This is a genomic window from Streptomyces sp. NPDC048331, assembly GCF_043201215.1.
Lineage (GTDB): Bacteria > Actinomycetota > Actinomycetes > Streptomycetales > Streptomycetaceae > Streptomyces.
The window spans coordinates 51,437-75,706 of the sequence record NZ_JBICYT010000009.1 but is presented as its reverse complement, the minus strand read 5'-3'; the positions used below and the strand labels follow the sequence as shown (position 1 = coordinate 75,706).

At 70.0% G+C, this 24,270-nt stretch carries 22 protein-coding genes and 3 pseudogenes; 15 read left to right on the top strand and 10 right to left on the bottom strand.

Annotated elements, in window-relative coordinates:
* Positions 1–58 precede the first annotated feature (58 nt).
* Together ACGFYY_RS15690 and ACGFYY_RS15685 are read left to right on the top strand one after the other, a co-directional pair.
* A complete protein-coding gene (locus ACGFYY_RS15690; protein WP_393709685.1) occupies positions 59–2,206 on the top strand; it encodes an MMPL family transporter in 2,148 nt (715 codons plus the stop codon).
* 222 nt (positions 2,207–2,428) lie between these two features.
* Entirely contained in the window at positions 2,429–4,249 is a 1,821-nt protein-coding gene (locus tag ACGFYY_RS15685; RefSeq protein ID WP_393709683.1) for an FG-GAP-like repeat-containing protein, read from the top strand.
* Between the two features lie 230 nt (positions 4,250–4,479).
* Here ACGFYY_RS15685 and ACGFYY_RS15680 read toward each other — a convergent pair whose 3' ends face one another.
* Positions 4,480–4,890 carry a RidA family protein gene (locus ACGFYY_RS15680; RefSeq protein WP_229315252.1) on the bottom strand — a complete coding sequence of 137 codons (411 nt, stop codon included), beginning with the start codon at positions 4,888–4,890 and terminating at the stop codon, positions 4,480–4,482.
* A gap of 502 nt (positions 4,891–5,392) precedes the next feature.
* Here ACGFYY_RS15680 and ACGFYY_RS15675 point away from each other — a divergent pair.
* From ACGFYY_RS15675 to ACGFYY_RS15650, 6 genes are all read left to right on the top strand, one after another.
* On the top strand, positions 5,393–7,090 hold the full coding sequence (locus tag ACGFYY_RS15675; RefSeq protein WP_393709680.1) for a right-handed parallel beta-helix repeat-containing protein: 1,698 nt from the start codon (positions 5,393–5,395) through the stop codon (positions 7,088–7,090).
* A 403-nt stretch (positions 7,091–7,493) separates the two neighbouring features.
* Entirely contained in the window at positions 7,494–7,910 is a 417-nt protein-coding gene (locus ACGFYY_RS15670; protein WP_393709678.1) for a hypothetical protein, read from the top strand.
* 221 nt (positions 7,911–8,131) lie between these two features.
* A complete protein-coding gene (locus tag ACGFYY_RS15665; protein ID WP_365267147.1) occupies positions 8,132–8,569 on the top strand; it encodes a DUF4259 domain-containing protein in 438 nt (145 codons plus the stop codon).
* Positions 8,570–8,572: 3 nt separating this feature from the next.
* On the top strand, positions 8,573–8,725 hold the full coding sequence (locus ACGFYY_RS15660; RefSeq protein ID WP_393709676.1) for a hypothetical protein: 153 nt from the start codon (positions 8,573–8,575) through the stop codon (positions 8,723–8,725).
* A gap of 374 nt (positions 8,726–9,099) precedes the next feature.
* Positions 9,100–9,489 (top strand): hypothetical protein, encoded by a 390-nt coding sequence (locus ACGFYY_RS15655; protein ID WP_393709674.1) that lies wholly within the window; start codon positions 9,100–9,102, stop codon positions 9,487–9,489.
* Between the two features lie 180 nt (positions 9,490–9,669).
* The gene (locus ACGFYY_RS15650) at positions 9,670–10,215 is read left to right on the top strand and encodes a hypothetical protein (RefSeq protein ID WP_393709672.1); all 546 of its coding nucleotides are present in this window, start codon (positions 9,670–9,672) and stop codon (positions 10,213–10,215) included.
* 287 nt (positions 10,216–10,502) lie between these two features.
* Here the strand turns inward: ACGFYY_RS15650 and ACGFYY_RS15645 are convergent, their stop codons facing one another.
* Complete coding sequence (locus ACGFYY_RS15645) at positions 10,503–11,606, bottom strand: pentapeptide repeat-containing protein (protein WP_393709959.1); 1,104 nt, start codon at positions 11,604–11,606, stop codon at positions 10,503–10,505.
* Between the two features lie 249 nt (positions 11,607–11,855).
* On the opposite strand from ACGFYY_RS15645, the gene ACGFYY_RS15640 reads away from it, so the two are divergent.
* The 4 genes from ACGFYY_RS15640 (at position 11,856) to ACGFYY_RS15625 (ending at position 16,118) form a co-directional block, all read left to right on the top strand.
* Entirely contained in the window at positions 11,856–12,305 is a 450-nt protein-coding gene (locus tag ACGFYY_RS15640; protein ID WP_365267135.1) for a spore-associated protein, read from the top strand.
* A gap of 350 nt (positions 12,306–12,655) precedes the next feature.
* Complete coding sequence (locus ACGFYY_RS15635) at positions 12,656–13,570, top strand: SigB/SigF/SigG family RNA polymerase sigma factor (protein WP_393709669.1); 915 nt, start codon at positions 12,656–12,658, stop codon at positions 13,568–13,570.
* A gap of 369 nt (positions 13,571–13,939) precedes the next feature.
* Positions 13,940–14,308, top strand: a complete 369-nt coding sequence (locus ACGFYY_RS15630; RefSeq protein ID WP_393709667.1) for an ATP-binding protein — start codon at positions 13,940–13,942, stop codon at positions 14,306–14,308.
* Positions 14,309–14,570: 262 nt separating this feature from the next.
* Entirely contained in the window at positions 14,571–16,118 is a 1,548-nt protein-coding gene (locus ACGFYY_RS15625; RefSeq protein ID WP_393709665.1) for an alpha/beta hydrolase, read from the top strand.
* A 457-nt stretch (positions 16,119–16,575) separates the two neighbouring features.
* Here ACGFYY_RS15625 and ACGFYY_RS15620 read toward each other — a convergent pair.
* From ACGFYY_RS15620 to ACGFYY_RS15605, 4 genes and pseudogenes are all read right to left on the bottom strand, one after another.
* Positions 16,576–17,085 (bottom strand): annotated as a pseudogene (locus ACGFYY_RS15620) (GNAT family N-acetyltransferase).
* The gene (locus tag ACGFYY_RS15615) at positions 17,082–17,438 is read right to left on the bottom strand and encodes an arsenate reductase ArsC (RefSeq protein ID WP_393709663.1); all 357 of its coding nucleotides are present in this window, start codon (positions 17,436–17,438) and stop codon (positions 17,082–17,084) included. Before ACGFYY_RS15615 ends, ACGFYY_RS15620 begins: the two are co-directional and overlap by 4 nt.
* On the bottom strand, positions 17,357–18,136 hold the full coding sequence (locus tag ACGFYY_RS15610) for an aquaporin (RefSeq protein ID WP_393709661.1): 780 nt from the start codon (positions 18,134–18,136) through the stop codon (positions 17,357–17,359). Before ACGFYY_RS15610 ends, ACGFYY_RS15615 begins: the two co-directional genes overlap by 82 nt.
* Complete coding sequence (locus tag ACGFYY_RS15605; RefSeq protein ID WP_393709659.1) at positions 18,133–18,516, bottom strand: ArsR/SmtB family transcription factor; 384 nt, start codon at positions 18,514–18,516, stop codon at positions 18,133–18,135. Before ACGFYY_RS15605 ends, ACGFYY_RS15610 begins: the two co-directional genes overlap by 4 nt.
* Before the next feature lie 82 nt (positions 18,517–18,598).
* On the opposite strand from ACGFYY_RS15605, the gene ACGFYY_RS15600 reads away from it, so the two are divergent.
* Positions 18,599–19,072 (top strand): ArsI/CadI family heavy metal resistance metalloenzyme, encoded by a 474-nt coding sequence (locus tag ACGFYY_RS15600; protein WP_393709657.1) that lies wholly within the window; start codon positions 18,599–18,601, stop codon positions 19,070–19,072.
* 210 nt (positions 19,073–19,282) lie between these two features.
* Positions 19,283–19,834: a hypothetical protein gene (locus tag ACGFYY_RS15595; protein ID WP_393709655.1), complete on the top strand. Its 552-nt coding sequence runs from the start codon at positions 19,283–19,285 to the stop codon at positions 19,832–19,834.
* 98 nt (positions 19,835–19,932) lie between these two features.
* Here ACGFYY_RS15595 and ACGFYY_RS15590 read toward each other — a convergent pair whose 3' ends face one another.
* The 3 genes and pseudogenes from ACGFYY_RS15590 to ACGFYY_RS15580 form a co-directional block, all read right to left on the bottom strand.
* Complete coding sequence (locus ACGFYY_RS15590; protein WP_393709653.1) at positions 19,933–20,556, bottom strand: hypothetical protein; 624 nt, start codon at positions 20,554–20,556, stop codon at positions 19,933–19,935.
* A gap of 240 nt (positions 20,557–20,796) precedes the next feature.
* Positions 20,797–21,162: pseudogene (locus tag ACGFYY_RS15585) on the bottom strand (transposase family protein); the annotation flags it as partial.
* A 175-nt stretch (positions 21,163–21,337) separates the two neighbouring features.
* A pseudogene (locus tag ACGFYY_RS15580) lies at positions 21,338–21,616 on the bottom strand (transposase); the annotation flags it as partial.
* Between the two features lie 162 nt (positions 21,617–21,778).
* Between ACGFYY_RS15580 and ACGFYY_RS15575 the strand changes: the two are divergent.
* Entirely contained in the window at positions 21,779–22,522 is a 744-nt protein-coding gene (locus tag ACGFYY_RS15575) for a 2OG-Fe(II) oxygenase (RefSeq protein ID WP_393709651.1), read from the top strand.
* Positions 22,523–22,615: 93 nt separating this feature from the next.
* Here the strand turns inward: ACGFYY_RS15575 and ACGFYY_RS15570 are convergent, their stop codons facing one another.
* On the bottom strand, positions 22,616–24,106 hold the full coding sequence (locus tag ACGFYY_RS15570; RefSeq protein WP_393709649.1) for an MFS transporter: 1,491 nt from the start codon (positions 24,104–24,106) through the stop codon (positions 22,616–22,618).
* Positions 24,107–24,270: the final 164 nt, after the last annotated feature.

Sequence of the window (24,270 nt, the reverse complement as noted above, 5' to 3'; positions counted from 1 at the left end):
TGGACCAATCGGAGTGATTGGGGTGATGGGAGTGATGGGAGCGATGGAAGTGATTGCTGTGACGCGCACACCACGCTGGGCCCGGCGGCTGGTGCCCGTACTGCTGCTGCTGGTCTGGCTGGGCATCGGCGGAGCCCTCGGCCCCTACGCGGGAAAGCTCGGCGAGGTGGCCACCAACGACCAGGCGGCGTTCCTCCCGCAGAGCGCGGAGTCCACCCAGGTCCTCGAGGCCCGCCGAGCCTTCGAGCGCTCCGAGTCGGTCCCCGCGATCATCGTCTGGCAGGCATCCGACGCCGGCGCGATCAGCGACACCCAGCAGCGCGCAGCGACCGCCGCGGTCACCGCGCTGGCCGGTAGGGCCGGCATCACGGGGCAGCCTTCGCCCGCGCTGCGCTCCGCGGACGGCCTGGCCCTGCAGGCCGTCGTCCCCCTGGCTCCCGACCTCGGAAAGGACCTCCCCGCGGTGCTGGACGAGGTACGGACGGCCGCCACCTCCGTGCCGCAACTGACCGCGCAGATCGCCGGCCCCGCCGCCACCCAGGCGGACCTCGCAGACGCTTTCGCCGGCATCGACGGCCTCCTGCTGGGGGTCGCGCTCGGTGCGGTCCTGCTGATCCTGCTCCTGGTCTACCGCAGCCTGCTGCTGCCCTTCGTGATCATCATCAGCGCCGTCTTCGCCCTCGGCCTCGCCTGCGCGGTCGTCTACGCCTTGGCCGACCGGGGTGTCGTACGCGTCGACGGCCAGGTCCAGGGCATCCTGTCCATCCTGGTCATCGGAGCGGCGACGGACTACGCACTGCTGCTGGCCGCCCGGTTCCGGGAGGAACTCGCGGCCCGGGGCGACCGCATGGCCGCGGCCGCCGCCTCGGTGCGACGCTCCGCCGGGGCGATCACGGCCAGCGCCGCCACCGTGGCCCTCGGCCTCCTCGCGCTCCTCGCAAGCGACCTGACCAACAACAGGGCCCTCGGCCCGGTCGGCGCGATCGGCATCCTCTGCTCGCTGCTGACCACCCTGACGTTCCTGCCCGCCGTCCTGGCCCTCGTCGGCCGCGCCGCCTTCTGGCCCGCCACGCCCAAACCTGCCGATGCCACGGCGGAAGGGCACCGGATCTGGCGCCGCGTCGCCGGCCTCATCGACCGGGCACCGCGCCGGGTCTGGGTCTCGACGACCCTGCTCATGCTGGTCCTCGCAGCCTTCGCCCCCACCCTGTCCTCGCGGGGAGTGCCCCTCGACGAGATCTTCGTCAAGGACGCACCCTCCGTCGCGGCCCAGGAGACACTCGGCAGGCACTTCCCCGGCGGTTCCGGCCAGCCCGCGGTGATCATCGCCGATGCCGACAAGGCCAAGGAGGTGCGAGCGGCCGTCCAGGCCACGGACGGCGTCGCCTCGGCCGCCCCTTCCACCGCCTCCGGGCGCCCCGGCGACGAGGCTCTGGTCGTCGACGGCCGGATCCGCATCGACGCCACCCTCACCGCGACCGCGGACAGCGACCGGGCGAAGACCACCATCCGGGAACTGCGCGATCGCGTCCACGCCGTGCCCGGGGCCGACGCCCTGGTCGGCGGCTACACCGCCCAGCAGTACGACACCGAACGAACCGCGGCCCGCGACCGTACCCTCATCGTCCCCGTCGTCCTGGTCATCATCCTGCTCATCCTCGTCCTGCTCCTGCGCTCCGTACTGATCCCCGTGCTGCTGGTGGCCACCGTCGCCCTGAACTTCCTGGCCACGCTCGGCGTTTCCGCGCTCGTCTTCCAGCACCTGCTCGGCTTCAGCGGAACGGACGCTTCCGTCCCCCTCTACGGCTTCGTGTTCCTGGTCGCCCTCGGCGTCGACTACAACATCTTCCTCATGTCCCGGGTCCGCGAGGAATCCCTCACCCATGGCGTCCGCCGGGGCGTCCTGCGCGGCCTCACCACCACCGGCGGCGTCATCACCTCGGCCGGTGTCGTCCTCGCCGCCACCTTCGCCGCCCTGATGGTCATCCCGCTCGCCTTCCTCGTCCAGATCGCCTTCATCGTCGCGTTCGGCGTCCTCCTCGACACCCTCGTCGTGCGCTCCCTCCTCGTCCCCGCTCTCGTGATCGACATCGGCCCCCGCAGCTGGTGGCCCAGCTCCCTCTCCCGCCGACAGACCGCCTCCTCCGGCGACAGCAGCAGCACCGGCAGCACCACGACCAGCACCACCACCACGGAGCACGTCTAGCCGGACACGACCGCCACGGGTGTCCGTACCGGTCGAATCCCTCACCCACCCCAACTACACCTACGCGAAAAGGAGTTGATGCAGACCGTCCGGCGGCGTGGTCAATGGCGCGCGGCATGCGCGACACGGCGGGAAGTGGGAACCGTTCACGCGTGATGGGTGTCTCCAGGCAAGCAGTGAGACGTGTCCGGGCGAGTCCCGGCTCGATCCTCAGGGGGGATCTTGACTTCATCACACCGCGGAAGACTGAGTGCACTGGCCGCCGCCGGCGGCGTACTGGCCCTGGCCGTCAGCGCCCTGGCCGCCGCCCCGAGCAACGCCGCCCCGGGCAGCCTCGCCCCGGGCAGCCTCGCCCCGGGCAGCGCCGCCCCGACCAGCGTCGCCCCGCCGCCCGGCATACCCGACTCCGCCACCGCCCGGCCACCGGCCGGCCCGGCGGCGGAGTCGGTCTCGGCCGACGCACCGGGCAGCGATCACGCGTACCCGAGCGTCGTCCTGCCCGGCCGCGTCACGCCGCCGGCGCCGTCGGCCGCCGCCAAACCGCGGCACGACGTCGACGGCGACGGCATCAGCGACATGATCGTCATGGAGTACGACCAGACCACGGCCGTCTATCTGTCGTCGATCTCGTCCTGGAGCGAATACGCGATCTACAAGACCGACCCCGACCCCTCGGCCTCGTTCAAGGACCTGCTGCCGGTGGGCGACGTGGGCGGCACCAACAAGGCGGAGCTGCTCTCGCTCTCCTTCGACGGTGTGCTCACGCTCTACGAGGCCGGCCTGACGAGCACGTCGGCGCCCCTCTGGTCGGGACGCGGATGGCAGATCTACAACCGCGTCATGGCCACCGGCGACGTCACCGGGGACCGCCACCCCGACCTGCTGGCCCGCGACTACGCCGGCGACCTGTGGCTGTACACCGGCACCGGAAGCGTCGGCAAACCCTTCAACACGCGGGTCAAGGTCGGCTCCGGCTGGGGGATCTACGACCAACTGGTCGGGGCCGGCGATGCCGACGGCGACGGCCTCGGCGATGTCTTCACCCGTACGCTGAGCGGTGAGTTGTGGTTCCACAAGGGGGCCGGCAGCGCCACCGCCCCGCTCAAGGCCCGTGTCAAGGTCGGCACCGGCTGGAACGCGTACAACGTGATCACCGGCTCGGACGACGGTGACGGCGACGGCCTGAGCGACCTGCTCGCCCGCGACCGCGACGGCGTGGAGTACTGGTTCAAGTCGGTCGGTGGCGGCAAGTTCGCCGCACCCGAGTACTTCGGCAGTGGCTACGAACTCAACAAGTTCATCGTCGGCGCGGGCACCACGCCGCTCTACGGCAAGGCACAGAACCTCGGCACCGAGGCGGACAACGACCTCGCCAAGTACAGCGCCCTGGCCAACGGCGACTACCGGACGCCGCCGGTCTGGGCCGGCAAGGAGACGCCCGGCTCCCGCAACACGTACGCCACCGGGCTCAACAGCCGCAACCACGCGACCTACGTACAGAACATCGGCAGCGACCTGTACATCCAGGGCGAGCGGGTCAGCACGACGTGGAACTACGCCTTGACGGTCGGCCCCGGTGACCTCACCGGCGACGGCAAGGGCGACCTCCTCGGCCGCGACTCCGCCGGCACGCTGTGGCTCCACCCCGGCGACGGTGCGCTGGTGACCAGGTTCGGCGCGCGCGTCAAGGTCGGCACCGGGTGGAACGGCTACGACACCCTCGTCGGCGCGGGCGACTACTCCGGCGACGGTCGACCCGACCTGCTCGCCCGGGACGCTTCAGGCCGGCTGTTCCTCTTCAAGGGCACGGGCACGGCCACCGCGCCGTTCGCCACCCGGGAGCAGGTCGGCAGCGGCTTCGACCAGTACGACAAGCTGTTCGTCCCGGGTGACATCGACGGCGACAGCAAGGGCGACCTGCTCTGCCGTCTTCCGAACGGCGTCGTGTACCGGTACTCCTCGACGGGCAAGGCGGGTACCGAGACCTTCACCGCCCGGGTGAAGTTCGGTACCGGTTGGAACCTCTACAAGAACATCATCTGAATCCCGCGACCGCCCGGTCGCGAAGCGGCGACAGCGCCGGCCCGGCCCACCGGCACCAGCCGGCGGGCCGGGCCGGTGTCCTACGGCTGGTGCGGCCACCCGGGGAGGAGCAGCGCAGCTTCCGTGCCGACGATGTGTTACGCCCGTCCCGGGGTGTGCCCGGGAGGGGCGCTGCGCCGGCTCGGCCAACTCGGCGGACTCGGCCGGCTCGGCGGGGATGGCCCGTCGGCTCAGGAATCGAGCACGGCGGCGACGGCTTCGATCTCCACGAGCTGGCCGTCATAGCCGAGCACGGTCACACCCATCAATGTGCTGGGCACGTCGTGGTCACCGAACGCGTCCCGGACGACCTCCCACGCCGTCACCAGATCCTCCCGCCGGTGAGAGGCAACGAGAACACGGGTGCTGATGACATCGTGCAGTGACGCGCCCGAGTCCGTCAGGGCGGTCCGCATGTTCTCCACGGCCCTGGCCGCCTGCCCCGCGACGTCCCCGATCGCCGCAGTGGAGCCGTCCTCGTTCAGAGGACATGCTCCGGCCAGGAAGATCAGCCGCGACTCGGCCGGGGCAGTGGCCGCGTAGGCGTACTCCGCGACATCGGACAGGGAGGCAGAACGAATCAAGGTGACGGCACGCGGCACGGGCTTCCTCTCGCAGCAGTTCCAGGGCACTCAGGACCTTCTCAAAGGTCGACTCCGCGTTCGACACATTTTCCTCGCCCGTCGCCCGTCGCCGGCCGTGCGGCCGCCGAAGTGGGCAGCGCGGCACCGCGGATCCCGCCTGCGGTATGCCAACACCGCCCCCACCGCCACGCCGTGCTCGGTACATCAGGAGACGGGGACAGGACCAGTGCTTTCGAGCGGGTGGTGACCGAGGCGGTGGCCACCGCCTCGGCGGGCCCGCCGCCGACCGCGTCCGCGGCCCCGGCCTCCCGCCCGACCCGGGCGGGAGCCGCTCATCTCATCACCGCATTCGCCCCTCCGGGCACGGCCGGCCGTGCAGGCGGTACCACCGTGCCGGTGGATCCTCCTGCCCTCCCAGCGGGGCAGCTTGCCCCGGGGCTCCAGCGATCACACAGTGCGGTCCGGCGGTGCACCCCGACCCGCGCCGTTCTGCCATGCTCGCTGATCGACAGGTGAGGAAATGCGAACGCTCTACGCCCTTCTGCCGGCGGTGGCGGTGGTGGCCACGGCGTTCCCGGCCACACCCAGCTACGCCGCGTCCACCCTCGTCGTCTCCGCGGCCGGAGTCACGGCCCACTGCCCGAACGCCACCTACACCACGATCGGGGCCGCCGTCGCCGCGGCCGTGGCCGGTGACACCGTCCATGTCTGCCCCGGCATCTACAACGAGATCGTCGAGGTGAACAAGGCGAACCTCATCCTGGAGGGCGAGAGCACCCTCCCCGCGAACTGCGACCAGTTCGCCGCGCCCGACCCCGCGGTCGATTCCGTCATCGAGGCCACGAGCCCCAGCGGCGAGGGCATCGTCAACCTCCGCGAGGACGGCATCCGCTTCCAGGGCTTCACCGTCCAGAACAACCAGGGCTCCACCCTCGGCGGCTACGGCATCAACACCGTCGTGGGCCACTCCGGCTACCTGATCACAGGCAACGTGATCCAGGGCAACCCGGCCGGGATGTACTACAACACCAGCGGCGCCACCCAGTCCCAGGTCACGCGCAACTGCATCCGCCTGAACAACACCGGATTCCAGTCCCAGCCGGCCGCCGGCAACGGCATCTACTCCGACCAGGGCCTGGACAACGCGCTGATCGACAACAACGCCTTCTTCCAGAACAGGAAGGGCGCGATCACCCTCGACAAGTTCCAGAACGTCGTGCGGGTCAACATCCACCACAACGTCTCGCACCAGGACGATGCCCTCCTGAACATCTTCCGCTCCAACGACAGCGTGGTGGCCGACAACCAGGCCGTCGGCAACACCGGCGTCGCCGTCTTCGTCGGCGACGACAACCACAACCTCCAGATCCTGCGGAACACCCTCCAGAACAGCTACGACGGTATCCGCACGCAGACCTTCTCCACCGCGGGCAGCGACCAGGTCACGATCGCCGGCAACACCGTCCAGAACGCCACCCACGACGGCATCTCCGCCGGCCCGAACTCGCTGACGGCCTCGACCGTCTCCGACAACACCGTCACCGGCAGCGGGCGGGACGGCGTCCTCATCGAGAACAACGGCGGAAACAACGGCAACACCGTCACCCGCAACCTGCTGCAGAGCAGCGTCCGGTACGACTGCGAAGACCTCACCACCGGCACCGGCACGGCCGGAACGGCCAACACCTGGACCGACAACCGGGCCACGACCAGCAATCCGGCCGCCCTCTGCCCCGCGAAGCCGACCCTGACGATCAGCAAGACGCACCAGGGCGACTTCACCGGCGGGACCAAGGGCAGGTACACGATCACGGTCGGCAACGCCGGGCCGGGCGCCACGGACGGCAGCACGGTCACGGTCCACGACGTCCTGCCCCAGGGGCTGAGCGCCGTGAGCCTGTCGGGCACCGGATGGGCCTGCTCCGTGGCCACGCTCACCTGCACGCGCAGCGACGTACTGGCGGCCGGCGCCCGCTATCCGGTCATCACGCTCACCGTCCGGGTGCCGTGCCCGCGCACGACGCGGCACGGGATCGACACGGTGACGGTCACCGGTGGCGGCGACACCGCGACGCACACCGCGACGGACCCCACCACCATCAAGCGCGGCAAGCAGTGCGAAAAGCACACGCCCCACAAGCCCCACAAGCCCCACAAGCCGGGGAAGCAGCACAAGCCCCACAAGCCGGGCCACCACCGCCCGGCCGACGCCCACTGAGCCACGCCGCGAGGCGGGAAAGCCACCGGTGTTCCCTTCGGGGATGAAGCGCCCTCCGCCAGATTCCTGACGGAGGGCGCTTCCGTGGGGTGCCGGTGGGTCAGGGACCGGCGATGAGCCCGGGGGCGGCCCGACGAGGGAGCCCAACCCACCTCCGGGCTCTGGCCTGTGCGCGAGGGCCACCGTCCGGCGAGCCGCGCACCGCCGCGACCGCGGCGCACGTGCGGGTACACGGGGCCGGTGGTCCCTCGTGCAGGCCAGGATCGACGGGGCGGCCTGACGGGTCGACAGGATCACGACTCCGTATCCGAACAGAAAACGGAAAGGAAGAGTCCGTTTTGCGTGCTCAGGAGCCGGTAGCGTACGCGCGTTCGATCATGCACACGTCCCGAAGGAACTCTCCATGGCCACGCCTCCCGCGCCGCAGACCCCCGAGCAGCCCGCCACCCCCGGCACGTTCGGCGCCCCCGTCGCGCCGTCCGAGCCCGCGAAGAAGAAGGGCGGCCTGGGGAAGAAGATCCTCGGCGTCGTCGTGGCGATCGCGGTCATACTGTTCTGGCGCCTGGGCCTGCCCTACCTGACGGGCGAGGCCCCGGTGCACGCGGAGGCCGGCGACTGCGTCGTCGTCACCGGCCCGGAGAACGACCCCAAGGTCGAGAGCAAGGGCTGCACCGAAAAGGTGGCCGACCTCTACAAGGTCGTCAAGGTCATCGACAACACCTTCGACATCGACAAGTGCGAGGGCGTGGCCGACGTCGCCCTCGCGCAGCAGCTCGAATCGGACAAGTTCGTCCTCTGCATGAAGCCCGTCGAGAACTGACGCCCCCACACACGCGGCCGCAGGGGCTGGACCCACCGAATCCGACCCCTGCGGCCTCGTCGATGTCCGAGCGAGAAGGCCCGGCCCTCGCGGGCGGTGGTGGCCTGGTGCGGATGTACGGACGCGGCGGCGGCGAGCTCCTACGCAAGCGGGTGCTGCCTCCGGGCCTCGTTGTCGGTGGCTGGTGCGACGATCCCCGGACCGATCGCGCGAGGAGAGACATGGGCACCTGGGACATCGGCCCCTTCGACAATGACACCGCCGCCGACTTTGCCGGCGACCTGGACGAGGCAGCCATGGAAGAACGCGAGTCCATGATCCGTAGAGTGCTCGAACGTGCCGCCGATCCTGCGGGCCACCTCATCACCCCCGACGCCGAGCGAGCAGTTGCCGCAGCAGCCCTGGTGGTCGCACAGCACCCTGGCGGTGAGCCCGCGTGCTCGAACTACGGCCCATCGGAGCCGCTGCCGGAGTTGCCCCCAGACTTTCGGACGCTCGCCGTCGGAGCCCTGGACCGCGTGGTCGACGAGCGATCCGAAATCGCCGAACTGTGGCACGAGGCCACGAACGGGCCGAGATGGCGCCAAGACATCACCCGCCTCCGTGACGTCCTCGATCCGCCGTTCCCACCGCAAGAGGAAGCCCTCTTCGAGGTATGACCGGTGAACGACGCCACGGTGGGCCCGCCGGATCACGTGGCCGGTGAGGGGTGGCTCCGGGTGTCAGCGAGTGTCGCGGTGCCGACCATGATGCTGATGGCCGGCCGTCGTCACCAGGACGAGGGCGAGCGCCACAGGAAGCAGGAACAGGCGTAAAAGGGTCATGAGGCACTCATGCCCGCAGTGAGGCGATGGATTCCTCTGCCGCCGCCCGTTGCTCCTCCCACTGTCGACGGGTCTACGAACAAGCAGCCCGCCGCGCCGAACGGCACCCGGGCACACCGGTGCTCCCAGCGGACCTGGTTCCGGGGGGCCGCCCGCCCTCCTTCCTCGCCGACACCATGGCAACGGGCGTCAGCCACGAGGGACACTACGGATCACGCACGTTCAGTGACGGCTGTGCCGCTCAGAGTGCCTGGAGTCGTGGAGGTCGACCATGCGGTCGGAACCACGAAAGGAAGGCGGCAGCATGAGCGAGCGACCACCCACCGCCCGATGGCCCCCTCGGACCGCACCACCAGGAGGAACCAGTGTCAGACCTGCGACTGCTCACCCCCGAGGAGAAGCTCGCCGACGCGAAGGAGCTGTTGAGCCTCCCGCCCATCGTCGCGATCTGCGGCTCCACCCGCTTCATGGCCGAGATGAACGAAGCCGATCTGCGGGAGACCGCAGCCGGGCGGATCGTCGTCAAACCGGGCTGTGACATGAAGTCGCCGCACGCACTCTGGGCCGATCCTGTCGAGGGCGCGGGGCTGAAGGCTCGGCTCGACGAGCTGCACCGGGCGAAGATCCGGCTCGCCGATGAGGTGCTCGTGGTCGGCAACTACATCGGAGACAGCACCCGAGCCGAAATCGCCTACGCCCGGTCGCTGCGCAAGCCCGTACGGTTCACGCACCCCGAAGTCGACCCTGACGCCTGACCGCCCGCCGCCCCTCTGCGACCAGGGCCGGCAGCCCACCGCCTGACCATCTCGCGGTGGCTTCGGCCACCGCCACGCCACGCCCTCGGCGGTCATCTCTTGGAATCGATCGTCCAGCTGCCGAGCCTCGGCCCTACGATGGCAGCACAGGTGACGCATGCTTCCGCGCGAGGAGACCGAGTGGATTCCTTCAGCGCCGAGTTGTCCTCGTTCACCGATCATCTGAGTGTTCTGGCGCCGCGGAGTCTGGCCGCGCTGCGGCCGCCCGCCCCGAGGCCGGTACTCGAGGAGGCCTGCAGGGAGCTGGGCGTGAGACCGGCGCCGGATCTCGTACATCTCTATCAGGCCCATGACGGCGCCGAGGCCTCCGAGGCAGGGTGGTTTCTGCCGTCGGAGCGCAGACTCCTCCCGCTGATGGACGCGAGGGCGGTGGGTCGGCGTCTGACGGCGATGATCGACGGCGAGGACGTGCTGGGGACGTGGTGGCATCCTCAGTGGTTCCCGTTCGCGGCCAACCACGACGCGTGGAGCGTCGAGTTCGTCGACCTTCGCGAAGGCGCCGCGTTCGGCAGCGTCGGCAGTTTCTTCGGTGAGGGTGCGAGTCCCGGTATCTGGCCGTCCCTGGGCGCTTACTTCAAGGAGCTGACTCACGCCCTCGAAGGGGGCGACGCGCCGATACAACGCCGTACCCCTGTCGTGAAGGACGACGTGCTGAGCTGGGAGTAGAGGGGCCGGGCGAGGCGCCCACGGCACGTGGCCGTGAGCCCACGTCCGAGCGTGTCTCACGGCACACGGCACCCGGACAGGTCGAGGTCTCGCCGGCCTGCTGGGTCGTCGACAGGGACACAGCCCGCTACTTCGGCAGCAACCCACCGAGTGAGGACGAAGCGCGGCCTCCCACAGGGGGCGCAGCCATACCGGACGAGTCACTCACCAGCCGCGTGATCGGCCGCGTGGCCACCCGGATGAATGCTCTCGATGCCCCTCGACCCGACGATGACGGGCATGCGCTCTCAGGGCAGGTGGGACATGTGCGTACCGGGTGGCAGCAGGAGTCCTTCGGGCGCGGTGTGCAGGCCGAACCGCGGGGGGTGTGTGAATGTCGCGGTACGGGACAGATCGACCGTGCCGCCGGTGAAGCGGGCCGGCGGGGCGGTGACGTGGAGGCTCTCCAAGCGGTGCTCACCGAAGCTCACGCTGGTTCCGGTGAAGGCGGAGCCGGCGAAGTCGACGAGACCGTCGGAGAACTCCGCGTCCTCGAAGCGGACCTCTCCGGCGCTGAAGGCGGCATCACGGAAGTTCACACGGGCCCCGGTGAATCGGGTGGAGTCGAAGGTGACCCAGCCGCCGCTGAACACAGCCCGGTCGAAGCGGACGGTTCCGCTGCGGAACTCGGCGAGGCGGAAGTAGACGTAACTCCCGTCGGCGAATTCGACCTCGTCGAATATCACTTGGTTGCGGTCGTGGCCGACGAAGAGCGTCTTGATGAAGATGATGTCGCCGCCGGTGAAGCGGGCGCCGCGGAAGTCCGCCTCGTCGAGCACGGCGCCGGTGAAGTCGAGGTCGTACCCCTGCCAGGATTCGGGAGAGTCGTCTCGCAGATGGGTGCCGATGAGCCGCAGGACGGTTTTTCGTATCTCACGTTCGCGTTGCCAGGTGGTCAAGCCCGGCTCGTCGGCCGGAGGATCGGGCACATGGGGCATCCTGAGGTAGCCGCACAGCACGTCGATACACGTCTGACGCTCCTGAAGCCACTCATCGGCGAGTCGGGCCATGGCGTACGCACCCGCCATCCGGACCGCTGGTCGATCCGCTCCGAGCTGATCCGCTGCGGCCCCGAACCGATCGGCGAAGTACTTCCCGTGCTCGCGCTCCTCACTCACCTCGTTGAGGTGCTGGCGCCGGTAGGCGACCACCAGAGCGACCACACCGCCGGCTCCGGCGACGGTCGCCAGTGCGATCTTGATGCCGTCGTAGACCTCTCCTGGCTTGAGCGCTCCGGCTACAGGCAGCAGAGGCCTACCCAGGAGCAGCCAGAGCACCACCGCGACGACGCCGGCGGCGAAGGCGGACACCAGCAGCACAACAGCAACATGCAGGGTCAGCGACCACCGCATCACGCTCCGAGTCTCCGGACCTGAACGGTCCCCCCTGCCCGCCACACCATCAGCGTAGAACCGACATCAAGATCAAGGGGCGGCCGAAGCAAAAGCTCTCCGGTTCGGCCTTCCCCGATGCGGGAGCGTCGTGGCGGTACCCGTCCGGCGGGGCGGCCGCCTCGTGTGCGGACGAGGTGCAACCGTTCCGCCGTCGCGCACGTCACAGCATGCGGGAGCGACCAACTCCCATGGCGACCTGGGGGAAACATGAAAATCACCCGTTCCGTCCTTACCACCACCGCATTCGCCGCCCTGGCCCTGGCGGCCACGACCGCGCTGGCGGCGCCCGCCACCGCCGCGCCCAACACCACGCCGCAGAAGGTCTGCGGAAGCGCCTACAAGACCGTGAACTCGGCCGCCATCGGCTCGCTGGGCACCGTCTACCTGACGTACAACGCTTCGAACGGCAAGAACTGCGTCGCGACCATCCGCAACAACCCGGGTGCGGCCGTGGACATGGCCCTCTGGATCGAAGTCAACGCAACCTCTGAGCGGGGCGAGGACTACGGCCGGTACACGTCGTACGCGGGCCCGGCCTACGTGTACGGCAAGGGCCACTGCGTCGACTGGGGCGGGGGCATCAGCAACGTGCACGTGCAGGTGTACAACTCCAACTGTGGTGCGCTCAAGGAGCACCGGGTCACCGAGGTCCGCTGACCTGAGCTCCTCCTGACCGCGACGTTCTGTTCCGTCGTTTCAGTCGTGCAGGCGTGCAGTCGTCGGGGCAAGACCTTACGACCCGACGGCTGCACGGGAACCGCCGTGTCGCGGCTCGCCCCGGCAGACTCGCCGAGTTCTGCCGGGACCGGGACCGGGCTCGAGCCGGCCTGCTCCGCACCCGCACCCGCGGCCGAGGCCGAGGCCGAGGCCGAGGCCGGACCGCTCGGAGACTTCGGACCGGCCGCCTGAGGCGCCGGGCAGCGGTCGACCCGGAGGGTGAATAGAACCGCGAAGCCGGGGCAGGAGGGGCGGGGACAGCGTCAGTCAACCGGGAGGGAGCGGTCGTCATGTCCCACACGACCACCGTGATCGGCGTCGATCAGGCAAGAGACGCGCAGGCTACGGGTACTCAGGAGTGGTCGGCGCGGGACCTGAAGCAGGCCGGGGTGGAGAACCCCCGTGAGATGGCGCCGAGCGACGCACGTGAGCTGTCACGTGTCTTCTTCCGGGAGCTGCGCTCGCTGGAGGAGGGCACGCGTGAGTACCAGTACACGCGCAACACCCTGATCGAGATGAACCTCTCCCTCGTGCAGTTCGCCGCGCGGCGCTTCCGCGCCCGCGTGCTGGGCGGCGGCCTCGACATGGACGACATCATCCAGGTGGGGACCATCGGCCTCATCAAGGCCATCGACCGCTACGACCTGGAACGCGAGGTCGAATTCTCCACCTTGGCCCTCCCCTACATCGTCGGTGAGATCAAGCGCCACTTCCGTGACACCACCTGGGCCGTGCACGTGCCGCGCCGGCTGCAGGAACTGCGTTCGGAGCTGGCCAAGGCCCAGGAGTCGCTGACCGATGTCCTGGGCCGGGCCCCGACCGTCAAGGAGGTCGCCGCGCATCTCGAGCTGACCGAGGAGCAGGTCGTCGACGGCCTGGTCGCCGCGAACGGGTACACCAGCGGTTCCCTCGACACCGCCGCCGGGGAGAGCGACGTAGCGTCTCCCACCAGCCGGGGCGGCCGGCCGCTGGCGGAGCTCGTGGGCGACGTCGACCCCGCCATGGAACTCTTCGAGGACCTGCACACCCTCGCGCCTCTGGTGGAGCATCTGGACGAACGGGATCGGCGCATCCTGCAGATGCGCTTCGGCGAGGACAAGACCCAGGCCGAGATCGGCGCCGAACTGGGCATCTCCCAGATGCAGGTCTCCCGCCTCCTGTCCCGTACTCTCACCCGGCTGCGTGCCGGCATGCTGACGGCGTAGGAGCGATCAATGACGCCTCCACCGAGGAACCCGGCGACGGGGACCGAGATCGGACCATTCGCTGTGCGATCGGCTCGGCTCCCTCACCTCCGCAAGCAGCTCCATGCTGCGGAACTCCAGGGCATCACCCCGCGACAGAGGATCCCCCACCCTGTCACGACCGTGCTCGGCCTTCCCGCGCCGCATGCGGCTTACGATCGTGCCCCGGGCGGCGGCCGTGGCCCGGGGCCGGTAGCAGAGGCCAGGGGCGAACACGGGGGCGGCATCGCAGTGGAAACCAGGGAACCAGAGGCTGACCGTCCATCGAGCGCTGACCGTCCCGCTGGGCGGCAGCGCCGTCGGCTGGCCCTCGCGGGCGTTCCCGGGCACGTGGCCAAGGGCCGAACGTTCACGCGCCGAGCGCTCCAGGACTGGGGCTGGGACGACACCGAGACCTCCGAGGACACCCTCCTCGTCGCGTCCGAACTCCTGACCAACGCGTCGCTGCACGCGGACGGCTGTCACGAGCTCGTCGTGGCCGCCACCGAAACGGGCCTGCGCATCGAGGTCCATGACGGCACTACGGTCCTGCCCGTCCGCCACCCGGCGCCGAAGCCCGGCATCCCGGGCGGCCGCGGCCTCCACATCGTGGAGCGTCTGTCCGATCGCTGGGGCACCCACACGTACGGGACCAGGAAGGCCGTGTGGGCCGAGATCGAGGCCTCCCGGCTGGAGTCCGGCACACCGGTGACACCCTGACCGCTCCGGACTCGAACTGCTCGAGCGGCGAGGCGAACCCGTTCGGGGAGTCGAAGCGGGGTCGGGCGGGCGCAGAGTGCTCCGGCCGCCCACGCGCCGGCTCGCAGCACGGTGCCGGCCTCGACGGGGTCGAGGCGGCCTGGCCGGGGCGGGGTGATGCTTGCACCACCCCGGATACGGGCAGAGGGGGGATCGTCCGGTGAGCCGGGTTCTCCGAGGATCGGGGTGTAACCGAACCGCTCCGACCGGGGGAACCAGCCACATGCACCTCTTCAAGAAGCCCGCGCGGTGGGCCACGGCCGCCGCGTGCGGACTGCTCGCCCTCGCCGCCCTACCCGCGTCGCCGGCGAGCGCCGCCGGCGCGAAGGACGGCGCGCCGGCCGTGCCGGCGCGGTACGCGCAGCAGCGCCTCGACTGGCGGCCCTGCCAGTCCGGTGCGCTGGAATGCGCCGACATGACGGTGCCGCGCGACTGGTACCGCCCGGGCACGGGGGCGGACCTGACCGTCGCGGTGTCCCGGCACCGGGCCGCGGACCCCGCCGCGCGGCGGGGCGTGCTGATGATGGCGGCCGGCGGGCCGGGTGCCTCGGGGCTGGGCCGGCCGGCGGGACTGGCGGCGTACTCGCCCGAGCTGGCGGCCGCGTACGACATCGTCGGCTTCGACCAGCGCGGGGTCGGGGCCTCCACGCGAGTGGTCTGCTCCGACCAGGACACGGTGGACGCCCTGTTCACCAGCGGCGACCTGCGCGACCACTCGCGCCGGGCCGTGGACGCCACCGTGGCGCGGGCGCGGAACTTCGTACGGGACTGTGAGCGGCGGTCCGGCGACCTGCTCCCGTACGTCACCACCGACCAGGCCGTGCACGACATGGACCTGTTCCGGGCGCTGCTCGGCGCGTCGAAGGTGTCCTACTACGGCCCCTCGTACGCCACCTTCCTCGGCGCCTACTACGCGACCGAGTTCCCGCGCCGGGTCGACCGGGTGGTGCTCGACAGCAACATCGGTTTCACGGGCAGTTGGCAGGAGTTCCTGACGGGCCAGCCGATGAGCTTCCAGCGCCGGTTCGAACAGGACTTCCTGCCGTGGCTCGCCGCGAACGACGCGACGTACCACCGGGGCCGTACCGCCGAGGAGGCCAAGGCCTCGTACGAGCGGGTGCGGCGCGCGCTGGGCGAGCACCCGCTGGACCTGGAGGGGACGACGGTCACCCCCAACCACCTCGACGCCGCCGCAACCTCCCTCATCTACAGCGGCGACCGCTTCCCCGACCTTGCGATGCTGCTCGGTGTCCTGGAGCACCCGGAGACGGCTCCGTCGGCCACCCGCAAAGCCCTGGCCGAGAAGCTGAAGCACCCGCTGGGGGCGCAGTTCGCGGCGGACTTCTTCTCCGTCATCTGCCAGGACACCCCGTGGAACCACGACAGCGCCTACTGGGTCCGCCGGAGCGCGGCCGACGGCGCCGCGTACCCGATGGCCGGGGCCCGTGAGCTGACCTTCGCCTCGGTCTGCGCCGCCTGGCCGCGTTCCCGGGCGCCCCGGGTGCAGGTCACCGGGCGGGGGCTGCCGCCGATCATGATGCTCAACTCGCTCCACGACCCGGCCACTCACTACGAGGGCGCGCTGCGGGCCCACCGGGGGACGGGCGGATCCCGGCTGATCACCGTCGGCGGCGGCGACCACGGCGTCTACCAGTCGCACAACCCCTGCGTGGACGCGTACGTCGAGGGCTTCCTCGTCGACGGCCGGATGCCGACCGAGGATGCCTCGTGCGAGGGCAAGCCGTTGCCCGACCCCACCGCCGGCCGGTAGGTCCTCTCTTCCGGATCGCCGGTCGAACTCGCGTCGTCCGGTGGCGGGCATGGGAGCGTCGCCCCGCCGATGCGGCGGGGGAAGAGGCGGCCTGTCCGTCGGGTCGTGCCGGGCGTCGCGACCCGGTGAACCTTCCCGGCCACAGCACCAGGCAGTGTCCGGCCGCTCGGTCGCGGCGTCGGGGATCGTGACGGCGATACCCCGACGCCGCACGGACGCGGTGGCGTCGTCGACATGGCCGGGCGTGAGCACGACGGACAGGGGGCGGCCCCGGGCGTCGGCGGCGAGGTGGACCTGATCCACCCGCGCAGTCCGTCAGAACCGTCTCGCACAACACGTGGGTCTTGAGAGGGTTCTGAGAACGGCGACCTGCGGATTCGTGAGCGGCTCCGGGGTGTTCGCAGAACTCTCGCAACTGGTCATTTTTGAGAATGACCCTCCGTGGTGGCCGTCACGCTCAGTTCACGCTGGGGCTGCGGCGCTCGACGAGGACGACGTCGCGCCAGGCGTCGTGGTGGCGTCCGATACGTTCGCGGGTGCCGATGACACGGAACCCGGCGCGCTGGTGCAGGGCGAGGCCGGCGGTGTTCTCCGGGAAGATGCCGGACTGCACCGTCCAGATGCCGGCGGCGTCGGTGGAGGCGAGCAGGGCGGTCAACAGGGCCAGGCCCACCCTGCGGCCGCGGGCGTCGGGGTGGACCTAGACGGAGTGCTCGACGACGCCGGCGTACGCGCACCGGTCGGAGACCGGTACCACGGCGGCCCAGCCCAGCACCTGGCCGTCCTCGTGCAGGGCGACCAAGCGGTGGGCGGGCAGCTTGGCGCTGTCGAATGCTTCCCAAGTCGGGGCGGCGGCCTCGAAGGTGGCGTTGCCCTCGTCGATGCCGAGTTGGTAGATCGCCAGGACCTGCTCGGCGTGCTCCGGCCGCAGCTGTGCGATGCGCACGCCGGTGCCGGTGCCCGTCACGCCGCAGGCTCGATGTCGAGTTCGGAGAGCAGGCCGCGGATGCGCCGCTCGATTTCGTCACGGATCGGCCGGACTGCCGCGACGCCCTGACCGGCCGGATCCTCCAGCTGCCAGTCCAGGTACCGCTGGCCGGGGAAGTAGGGGCAGGCGTCGCCGCAGCCCATGGTGATCACCACGTCGGACGCCTGCACGGCCTCCGCGGTGAGGACCTTGGGCGTCTCGGCCGAGATGTCGATGCCGACCTCGGCCAGGGCCTCCACGACAGCCGTGTTCACCGTGGCGGCGGGGGCGGATCCGGCCGAGCGGACCTGGACGCGGTTGCCGCCGAGGTGGGTGAGGAAAGCGGCGGCCATCTGGGACGCGCGACGGCCGGGCGGCCGAAGCAGACGACGACCAGGCAGAGACCGGCGGCGGCACCGATCAGCTGGGCGGCGAGGAAGGGCAGCACGGAGGTGGGGGCGATGCCGGCGAAGGTGTCGGTGAACGCCCGGCCGATCGTGACGGCCGGGTTGGCGAAGGAGGTGGAGGAGGTGAACCAGTACGCCGTCCCGATGTAGGCGGCGACCAGCAGCGGCGCCAGGTGCGCGCGGCTCGCGCGGGTCAGGCCGAAGATGAGCCAGACCAGCCCTGCGGTGGCCACGACCTCGGCCAGCCACAGGTGCCCGGCCCACCGCTCGTGCGTGGAGAAGGCCACCAACGGCTTGCCGAACATCGCGTCGGCCAGCACCGCCCCGCCGATCGCGCCGACAACCTGGGCAGGTATGTACGCGGCAACCTCACGCAGGTCGGGGCCGTCACCGGTGCGGCAGCCGGTGAACCAGGCGGCCAGGGTGACCGCGGGGTTGAAGTGCGCCCCGGACACCGGGCCCAGGAAGGCGATGAGCACGCCGAGCCCGAAGACGGTGGCCAGGGAGTTGGCCAGCAGCTGCGTCCCGACGTCGCGGGTCAGTTCGGTGGCCTGGATCCCGGAGCCGACCACCACCGCGACCAACGCGGCCGTCCCCAGCCCCTCGACCGCCGCCCGCCGCACCAGCGGCGCCGGCACGCTCACGCCGGGGCCTTCGCGGAAACGGCGGGGATCTCCAGCAGGGCGGACAGTTTGGCCAGGGCCTCGGGGAGCACCCAGTAGTACACCCAGGTCCCGCGCCGCTCGGAGCCGACCAGTCCGGCCTCGCGCAGCACCTTCAGGTGGTGGGAGATCGTCGGCTGGGAGACGTCGAAGGGGCCGATGAGGTCGCACACGCACGCCTCGCCGCCCTCGTGGGAGGCGATCAGGGACAGCAGGCGTAGCCGGATCGGGTCCGAGAGCGCCTTGAACATCCGCGACAGCTCCGCCGCGGCCTCTTCATCCAGCGGTTCGCGGATCATCGGCGCGCAGCACGCCGCTTCGTCGCCCTGTCCGAGCACCGGCAGACCAGCTTGTTTCGACATTTCTCTATGTTGACAGTCATCTAATCCGGTGACAAGGTCGACTGTATCGACAGACATCGATACAAATCGTTGGGAGACCGCCATGTCCCGTGTCCAGCTCGCCCTGCGCGTCGCCGACCTCGAAGCCTCGATCGCCTTCTACTCCAAGCTGTTCGGCGCCGAGCCGGCCAAGCGCCGCGAGGGCTACGCCAACTTCGCCATCACCGAGCCCCCGCTCAAGCTCGTCCTCATCGAGGGCGAGGCCGGCGAGGACACCCGCCTGGACCACCTCGGCGTCGAGGTCGCCACCACCGAGCAGGTCCACGCCGCCACCACCCGGCTACAGGACGCCGGGCTGGCGACGTTCGAGGAGAACGACACCTCCTGCTGCTACGCCCTCCAGGACAAGGTGTGGGTCACAGGCCCCGGCAAGGAGCCGTGGGAGGTCTACGTCGTCAAGGCCGACGCCGACCAGCTGGGCAAGGGCCCCGTCGCCGGCGGCGACGCCTGCTGCTCCGGCCAGGAGGAGAGCATCGCGGTCGTGCCGGCGGCTTCGGGCTGCGCCTGCGGCAGCTGAACAGCGCCGCTCACCCTTCTTCCGGCTCGTCCTCCTGCGCGGCGTCCGGGCACCAGGGCGCGTATCGAGTCGTGATCAGCGGGTGGTTCGGGTGAGATCCTCCTCGGCCGAACGGCCCTGACCTGCGCCGCTCTGACGACCGTACTGACGACCCTGGGCGGCGGCACGGCCCACGCGGACAAGGGCTGGGAGGAGACCGCGGCACAAGGGGTGACGACACCAACCCCCTCCAACGGGGGGAATCACTGCCTCTCCCCGGAGGGGGTCGACATCAATGCGCTGCTGTCGATCAGGGAGCAGATCATCGGCCCGCCCGATTGCCGCGTCGCGGTGGCGTGGAAGCCGTGGGTACGGGCCTTCCCTAGCTGGGGCACGGCCGCCGGCGCGGCCACCGCCGTTTATCCGGCGGGGTACACACCCTCGCTGCCGAATCCCTTCGACGACTTCCTCCTGAAGTTCCTCGGCGTCCGCATCACCCAGGACATCGGCACCCCGCAGGAACGGAGCTACTCCTTCGGCCCCGAGGTTCTGCGCCTGGCGACGATCGAGGAGGGGCTGCCCTTCGCCAACTTTGCGTCACCCGCGCTGCCCGGCCTCAGGCCCGGTACGCACACGACCACGGTGTTCTTCAGGATGGCCTTCGAGCACTGCGACGGGGCCGGCACCGTTCGGGAGGAGAACTGCCTCCCCGCGGGAGAGAACCAGTACACGGGCGACACCCCGTTCGAGGTCGTCAAGAAGCGTGCCTCCTCCGGCGGCTGACCTAGCGCGTGTCTCCTGGATGGGTTGGTCAGTTGATCGGATGTGTCTGTCCGATCAGTGATCCCTGTTCCATGGGTGACTGGCGGCGCGGCCCCCTCTCAGCTACCGCTCAGCGGTGACGCCCACGTGGGGTCGTGTCGGGATCTCCGCGTGAGGTGGGCCAGCAGGTGCTCCGCCGCGATGGAGGCAGCGTCTTGCGGCGCGCCGACTGCGGTCAGGGCTGCGATAAGGCTTGCCGCCGCTGTTTCCGGCACGTCCGGGTCGGTGAGGAGGGGAAGTAGTAGCAGGAAGCGGGTGGCCGTGTTCTGAACGCCTTCGGCCGCCAGGGACGGGCTGTCAGCGATTCGGATCAGTTCGTGCCATGTCAACCCGCTACCCGAGAAGTCTCCGTCCCAGCTGGCGATCTGTTCGACGGAGCTTCTGCCTGGAGGAGTGAGGAGGTAGTCGGTGCCGTAGTCGCCCTCCAGGTTGCGGTAGATCACCACGGCTCCGGGGCCGTCTTGTGCCGGCACCCTGAACACCGGCCAGCGTTCAGGATCGAAGAGGACCTCGGACAGTGCATCGGCATCGGCGCCGTCCTCACCGAACCACTCCGGAACGGGGCGCTCGGCACACCCCCCGTCGCTACACATCGCCAAGAGGTAGTTCGACCAGAAACCCGGGTGGAACAGCAGTGACTCGCCCGGCACCAGCGGGCCGGCGCCATATCCCTTGATCAGCACCCCTCGATCCTGTCACCCGCCACTGACACGGACCGATCCGGGGATCAGCAAGGGCCGCCCAGTTACGGGACATCCCTTGAAGGTTGTTGCAGAAGGTCTGGTTCGGGCAGGTCGAAGTGGTGCATGACCTCCTGTTTCACCGCGTCATGGCGAGGTTGTGCATGGTGGCGACGGCCTGGACGGCGCGGTGAAGTCCGTCTCCTTTCTGTCGGCAGTCGCAGAGGGATCTTCCAGTTCTTCAGCGGCAACCTTTCGGTCGCGGACCGGGACAAGGGTGCCGTCCACGATCCACAGGCGTTCGACGTCGGCGACGGGCCGCGTCGCCGGATCGAGGGCGAGCAGGGGTCGCAGGCGCTGGATGACCCGGCATGCCGTGGCCGGGGAGATCCCGAAGAGCGGGGCGAGCTGCCGCATCGTGAGGTCGGTGCGGTAGTGGACGGCCACCAGCAGGACCCGGTCCGCCGGCGGCAGACACCACGGCCGGCCGCCTCCGGGACCGTTCCCGCCCCGTTCACGGACCACCTTCACCAGCGTCGCGAACCGGTCCATCCGCAGACCCGTGAACGCCTCCACCCACACCGGCTCAGCCCGCAACACCCCACCCATACAGGGAAAATGCCCAAGACCGAGCCTTCTGCAACAACCTTGAGGCCTTGACGGCTGCGACGGCCAACGCCGTGCGCCGGGGCTGCGGCGCACGCTCGATCGTCTGCGCCTTGCTCAGCTGACCGGTTCCGGGTGCCGGCGTGGACAACCGGTTCACCGGCACCCGGAACCGGTTCACCCGGCCCATCGCGTCGTCGCGGACCTGCGCATGCGCCAACAGCCTTGCCCCCCGTGCCGTCCGCCGCCCAGCGGGCGAACCGCTCGTGGATCGTCCGCCTGCCGCAGCCCATACCGCTCGGGCAGGGTCATGCCACGGAGCCCCGGTCCGCATCCGCCGCGGCACACCGTTGACCACCTGCCGGTGAACACGCCACGGCCGACGACGCCCATCCACCTGCGGCAACGAGGGGCGTCCTGCTTGCTTTGCGGGTTCACCCCAGCCTGATATCGTCATCGTGACGATAATCGCTCAGCGGTTCCCGCCCCTACGGGCATCGGCTCCAGGGGCCTCGATCCGCCGCCGCGCGCACGGGCGTGACGTCAAGCGCGAGCCCGGAGCCGTGCCGGCGCGAAGAAGCGCCGCCAGGAGCCTTCCCCTCAGGACGAAAGATTGAGCATGTTCGAAAAGCCGGTGAATCCCTTCGCCCTCTCCGAAGCGATGCTGAGCCGAATATCCGCCGACGACTCATGGGCCCCGACCGAGTCGGAGATCCCATACGTCGACGCCAGGGTGATTCGCCATTTCCTCACTCCGGCCGAAGTGGAGGCATTCGCGGCCGAACTCGCTGCCCAGCGCTTCGTGCCGGTGGGTCTGGACGGCGTTGCCGCCAACTACGCGGAGGGAGATCCGGTCGGCTCCCTCCGCGCCACGGCCGAGTCCGAGGTCCTGGCGACGGAGTTCTACCGCAGGCTGCGGACGTTTCTGTCCTCCGAAGTAGGACCGGACGATCCGACGGATTCGGACGGAAGGACCTGGAAGCCGGCGTCCGTCAATCCGCGCATGCGCTTCATCACGTACGAACACGGCGGCTTCCTTGTCCCGCACTACGATTCGCCCTATTTCGCCCCCGACGGAACGCGGACTCACCTGACGGTCGTCGTCTACCTGTCGTACGAGGCAGTGGGCGGAGAAACGCGGTTCATCGCCGACGAGCAGAACGACCTTCCCTTCGCGCAACGCGACTTCTCGGACTGGCCCCGGCTCGCGGAGCCTGAGGAGATAGTGAGCGCCCACCGCCCCGAACCGGGCGATGCGCTCCTCTTCTGGCATCGGACGCTTCACGACTCGGCCCCGATTCTCGAGGGTACGAAAACGGTCCTCAGAACCGACGTGCTCTACGAAGCCATAGCCGTGCCGTGAGCGACAGCAAGGCAGTCGTCGCACGGGGAACGGGCCCGACCGCGGCGTACGGTCCCGCCACGAACCGCGGAACGTCCTGCGCCGAGGAGACGGTCACCGCGAGTCGGCCGGGGCCGCCTTCGTCACCGACAGCGGCTCGGCGATGTCCTCCAGCGAGCGGCGCTCGGCCTTGACCGCCAGGAACACCGCCACGATTCCGGCGGCGCACATCAGTGCGGCGCCGATCCGGAAGGCGAGCGCCGTGTCGCCGACCACGCCCGACGCGGTGAGGTCGGCGAAGATCAGCGGGCCGCTGATGCCGCCGGCCGCGGTGCCGAGGGCGTAGAAGAAGGCGATGGCCATCGCGCGGGTCTCCATGGGAAAGACCTCCGAGACGGTCAGGTACGCGCTGGAGGCTCCCGCCGACGCGAAGAACAACACCACGCACCAGCAGGCCGTCATGGTCGTCGCCGTCAGTGAACCCCGGTCGAACAGCCATGCCGTGCCGAACAGGAGCATGCCCGAGAGCAGGTAGGTGGAGGAGATCATGATCCGGCGCCCGAGCGTGTCGAACAGCTTGCCGAGCAGCAGCGGTCCGAGGAAGTTGCCCGCCGCGATGACGGCGAAGTAGTAGCCGGTGTTGCCCGTCGGCACATCGAAGAACGTCGTGAGGATGGTACCGAAGCCGAAGGTGATGGCGTTGTAGAGGAACGCCTGGCCGATGAAGAGCGACAGGCCGAGGAACGCGCGGCGCGGGTAGCGGCCGAAGACCGTTGTGGCGATCAGACCGAAGCCGATGCTCTTGCGCTGGTGGACGGTGATCTCACCGGCGGGCGGCGGGAGACGTTCGCCCTTCTCCCGCTCGATCCGCTGCTCCACCGACGTCACGAGTTCCTCGGCTTCCTCCGACCTGCCGTGGATGAACTGCCAGCGTGGACTCTCCGGAACGTGCCGGCGGACCAGCAGGACGACCAGGCCGAGTACGACACCGAGCGCGAAACTGAGCCGCCAGCCGAGGTCCTTGGGGAAGATGTCGGTGTCCAGCATCACGACGGACAGCAGGGCGCCGCCGATCGCGCCCAGCCAGTAACTGCCGTTGATGATGAGGTCGACGCGGCCCCGGTAGAGGGAGGGGATCAGCTCGTCGATCGCCGAGTTGATGGCCGCGTACTCGCCGCCGATGCCGAAGCCGGTGAGGAAGCGGAAGAGGAAGAACCACCAGGACTCGAAGGACAGCGCGGTCATCGCGGTCGCGCCCAGGTAGACGACCAGGGTCACCATGAACAGCCTCTTGCGGCCGTAGCGGTCCGTCAACCAGCCGAAGAAGAGCGCCCCGGAGCAGGCACCTGCCACGTAGAGCGCGGCGGCGACGCCGGTGACCTGGGCGGCGGTGATGTCGAGGCCGCTGCCTTCCTCGGCGAGGCGGCCGGCGACGTTGCCGACGATGGTGACTTCGAGGCCGTCGAGGATCCAGACGGTGCCGAGGCCGATCACGATCATCCAGTGCCACCGGGACCACGGCAGGCGGTCGAGGCGGGCCGGCACGGCCGTGGTGACGGTGCCCGTGGTGCCCGGCACGGGCACCGGTGACGAGTCGGATGCCATGGTTCCCTGTTCCTCCTTCTCGAACGCCCTCTTGCCCTGCCGGGTTCCCGCGAACCGGCCGGACATGCGGCCGCGGCAACGGCCACGGCCACGGAGCGCTGCCCGCACGGCCGCGCCGCCCCGCGGCACGATGCCGGCGCCGCCCTCGCGTCCTGCCCGGCGGC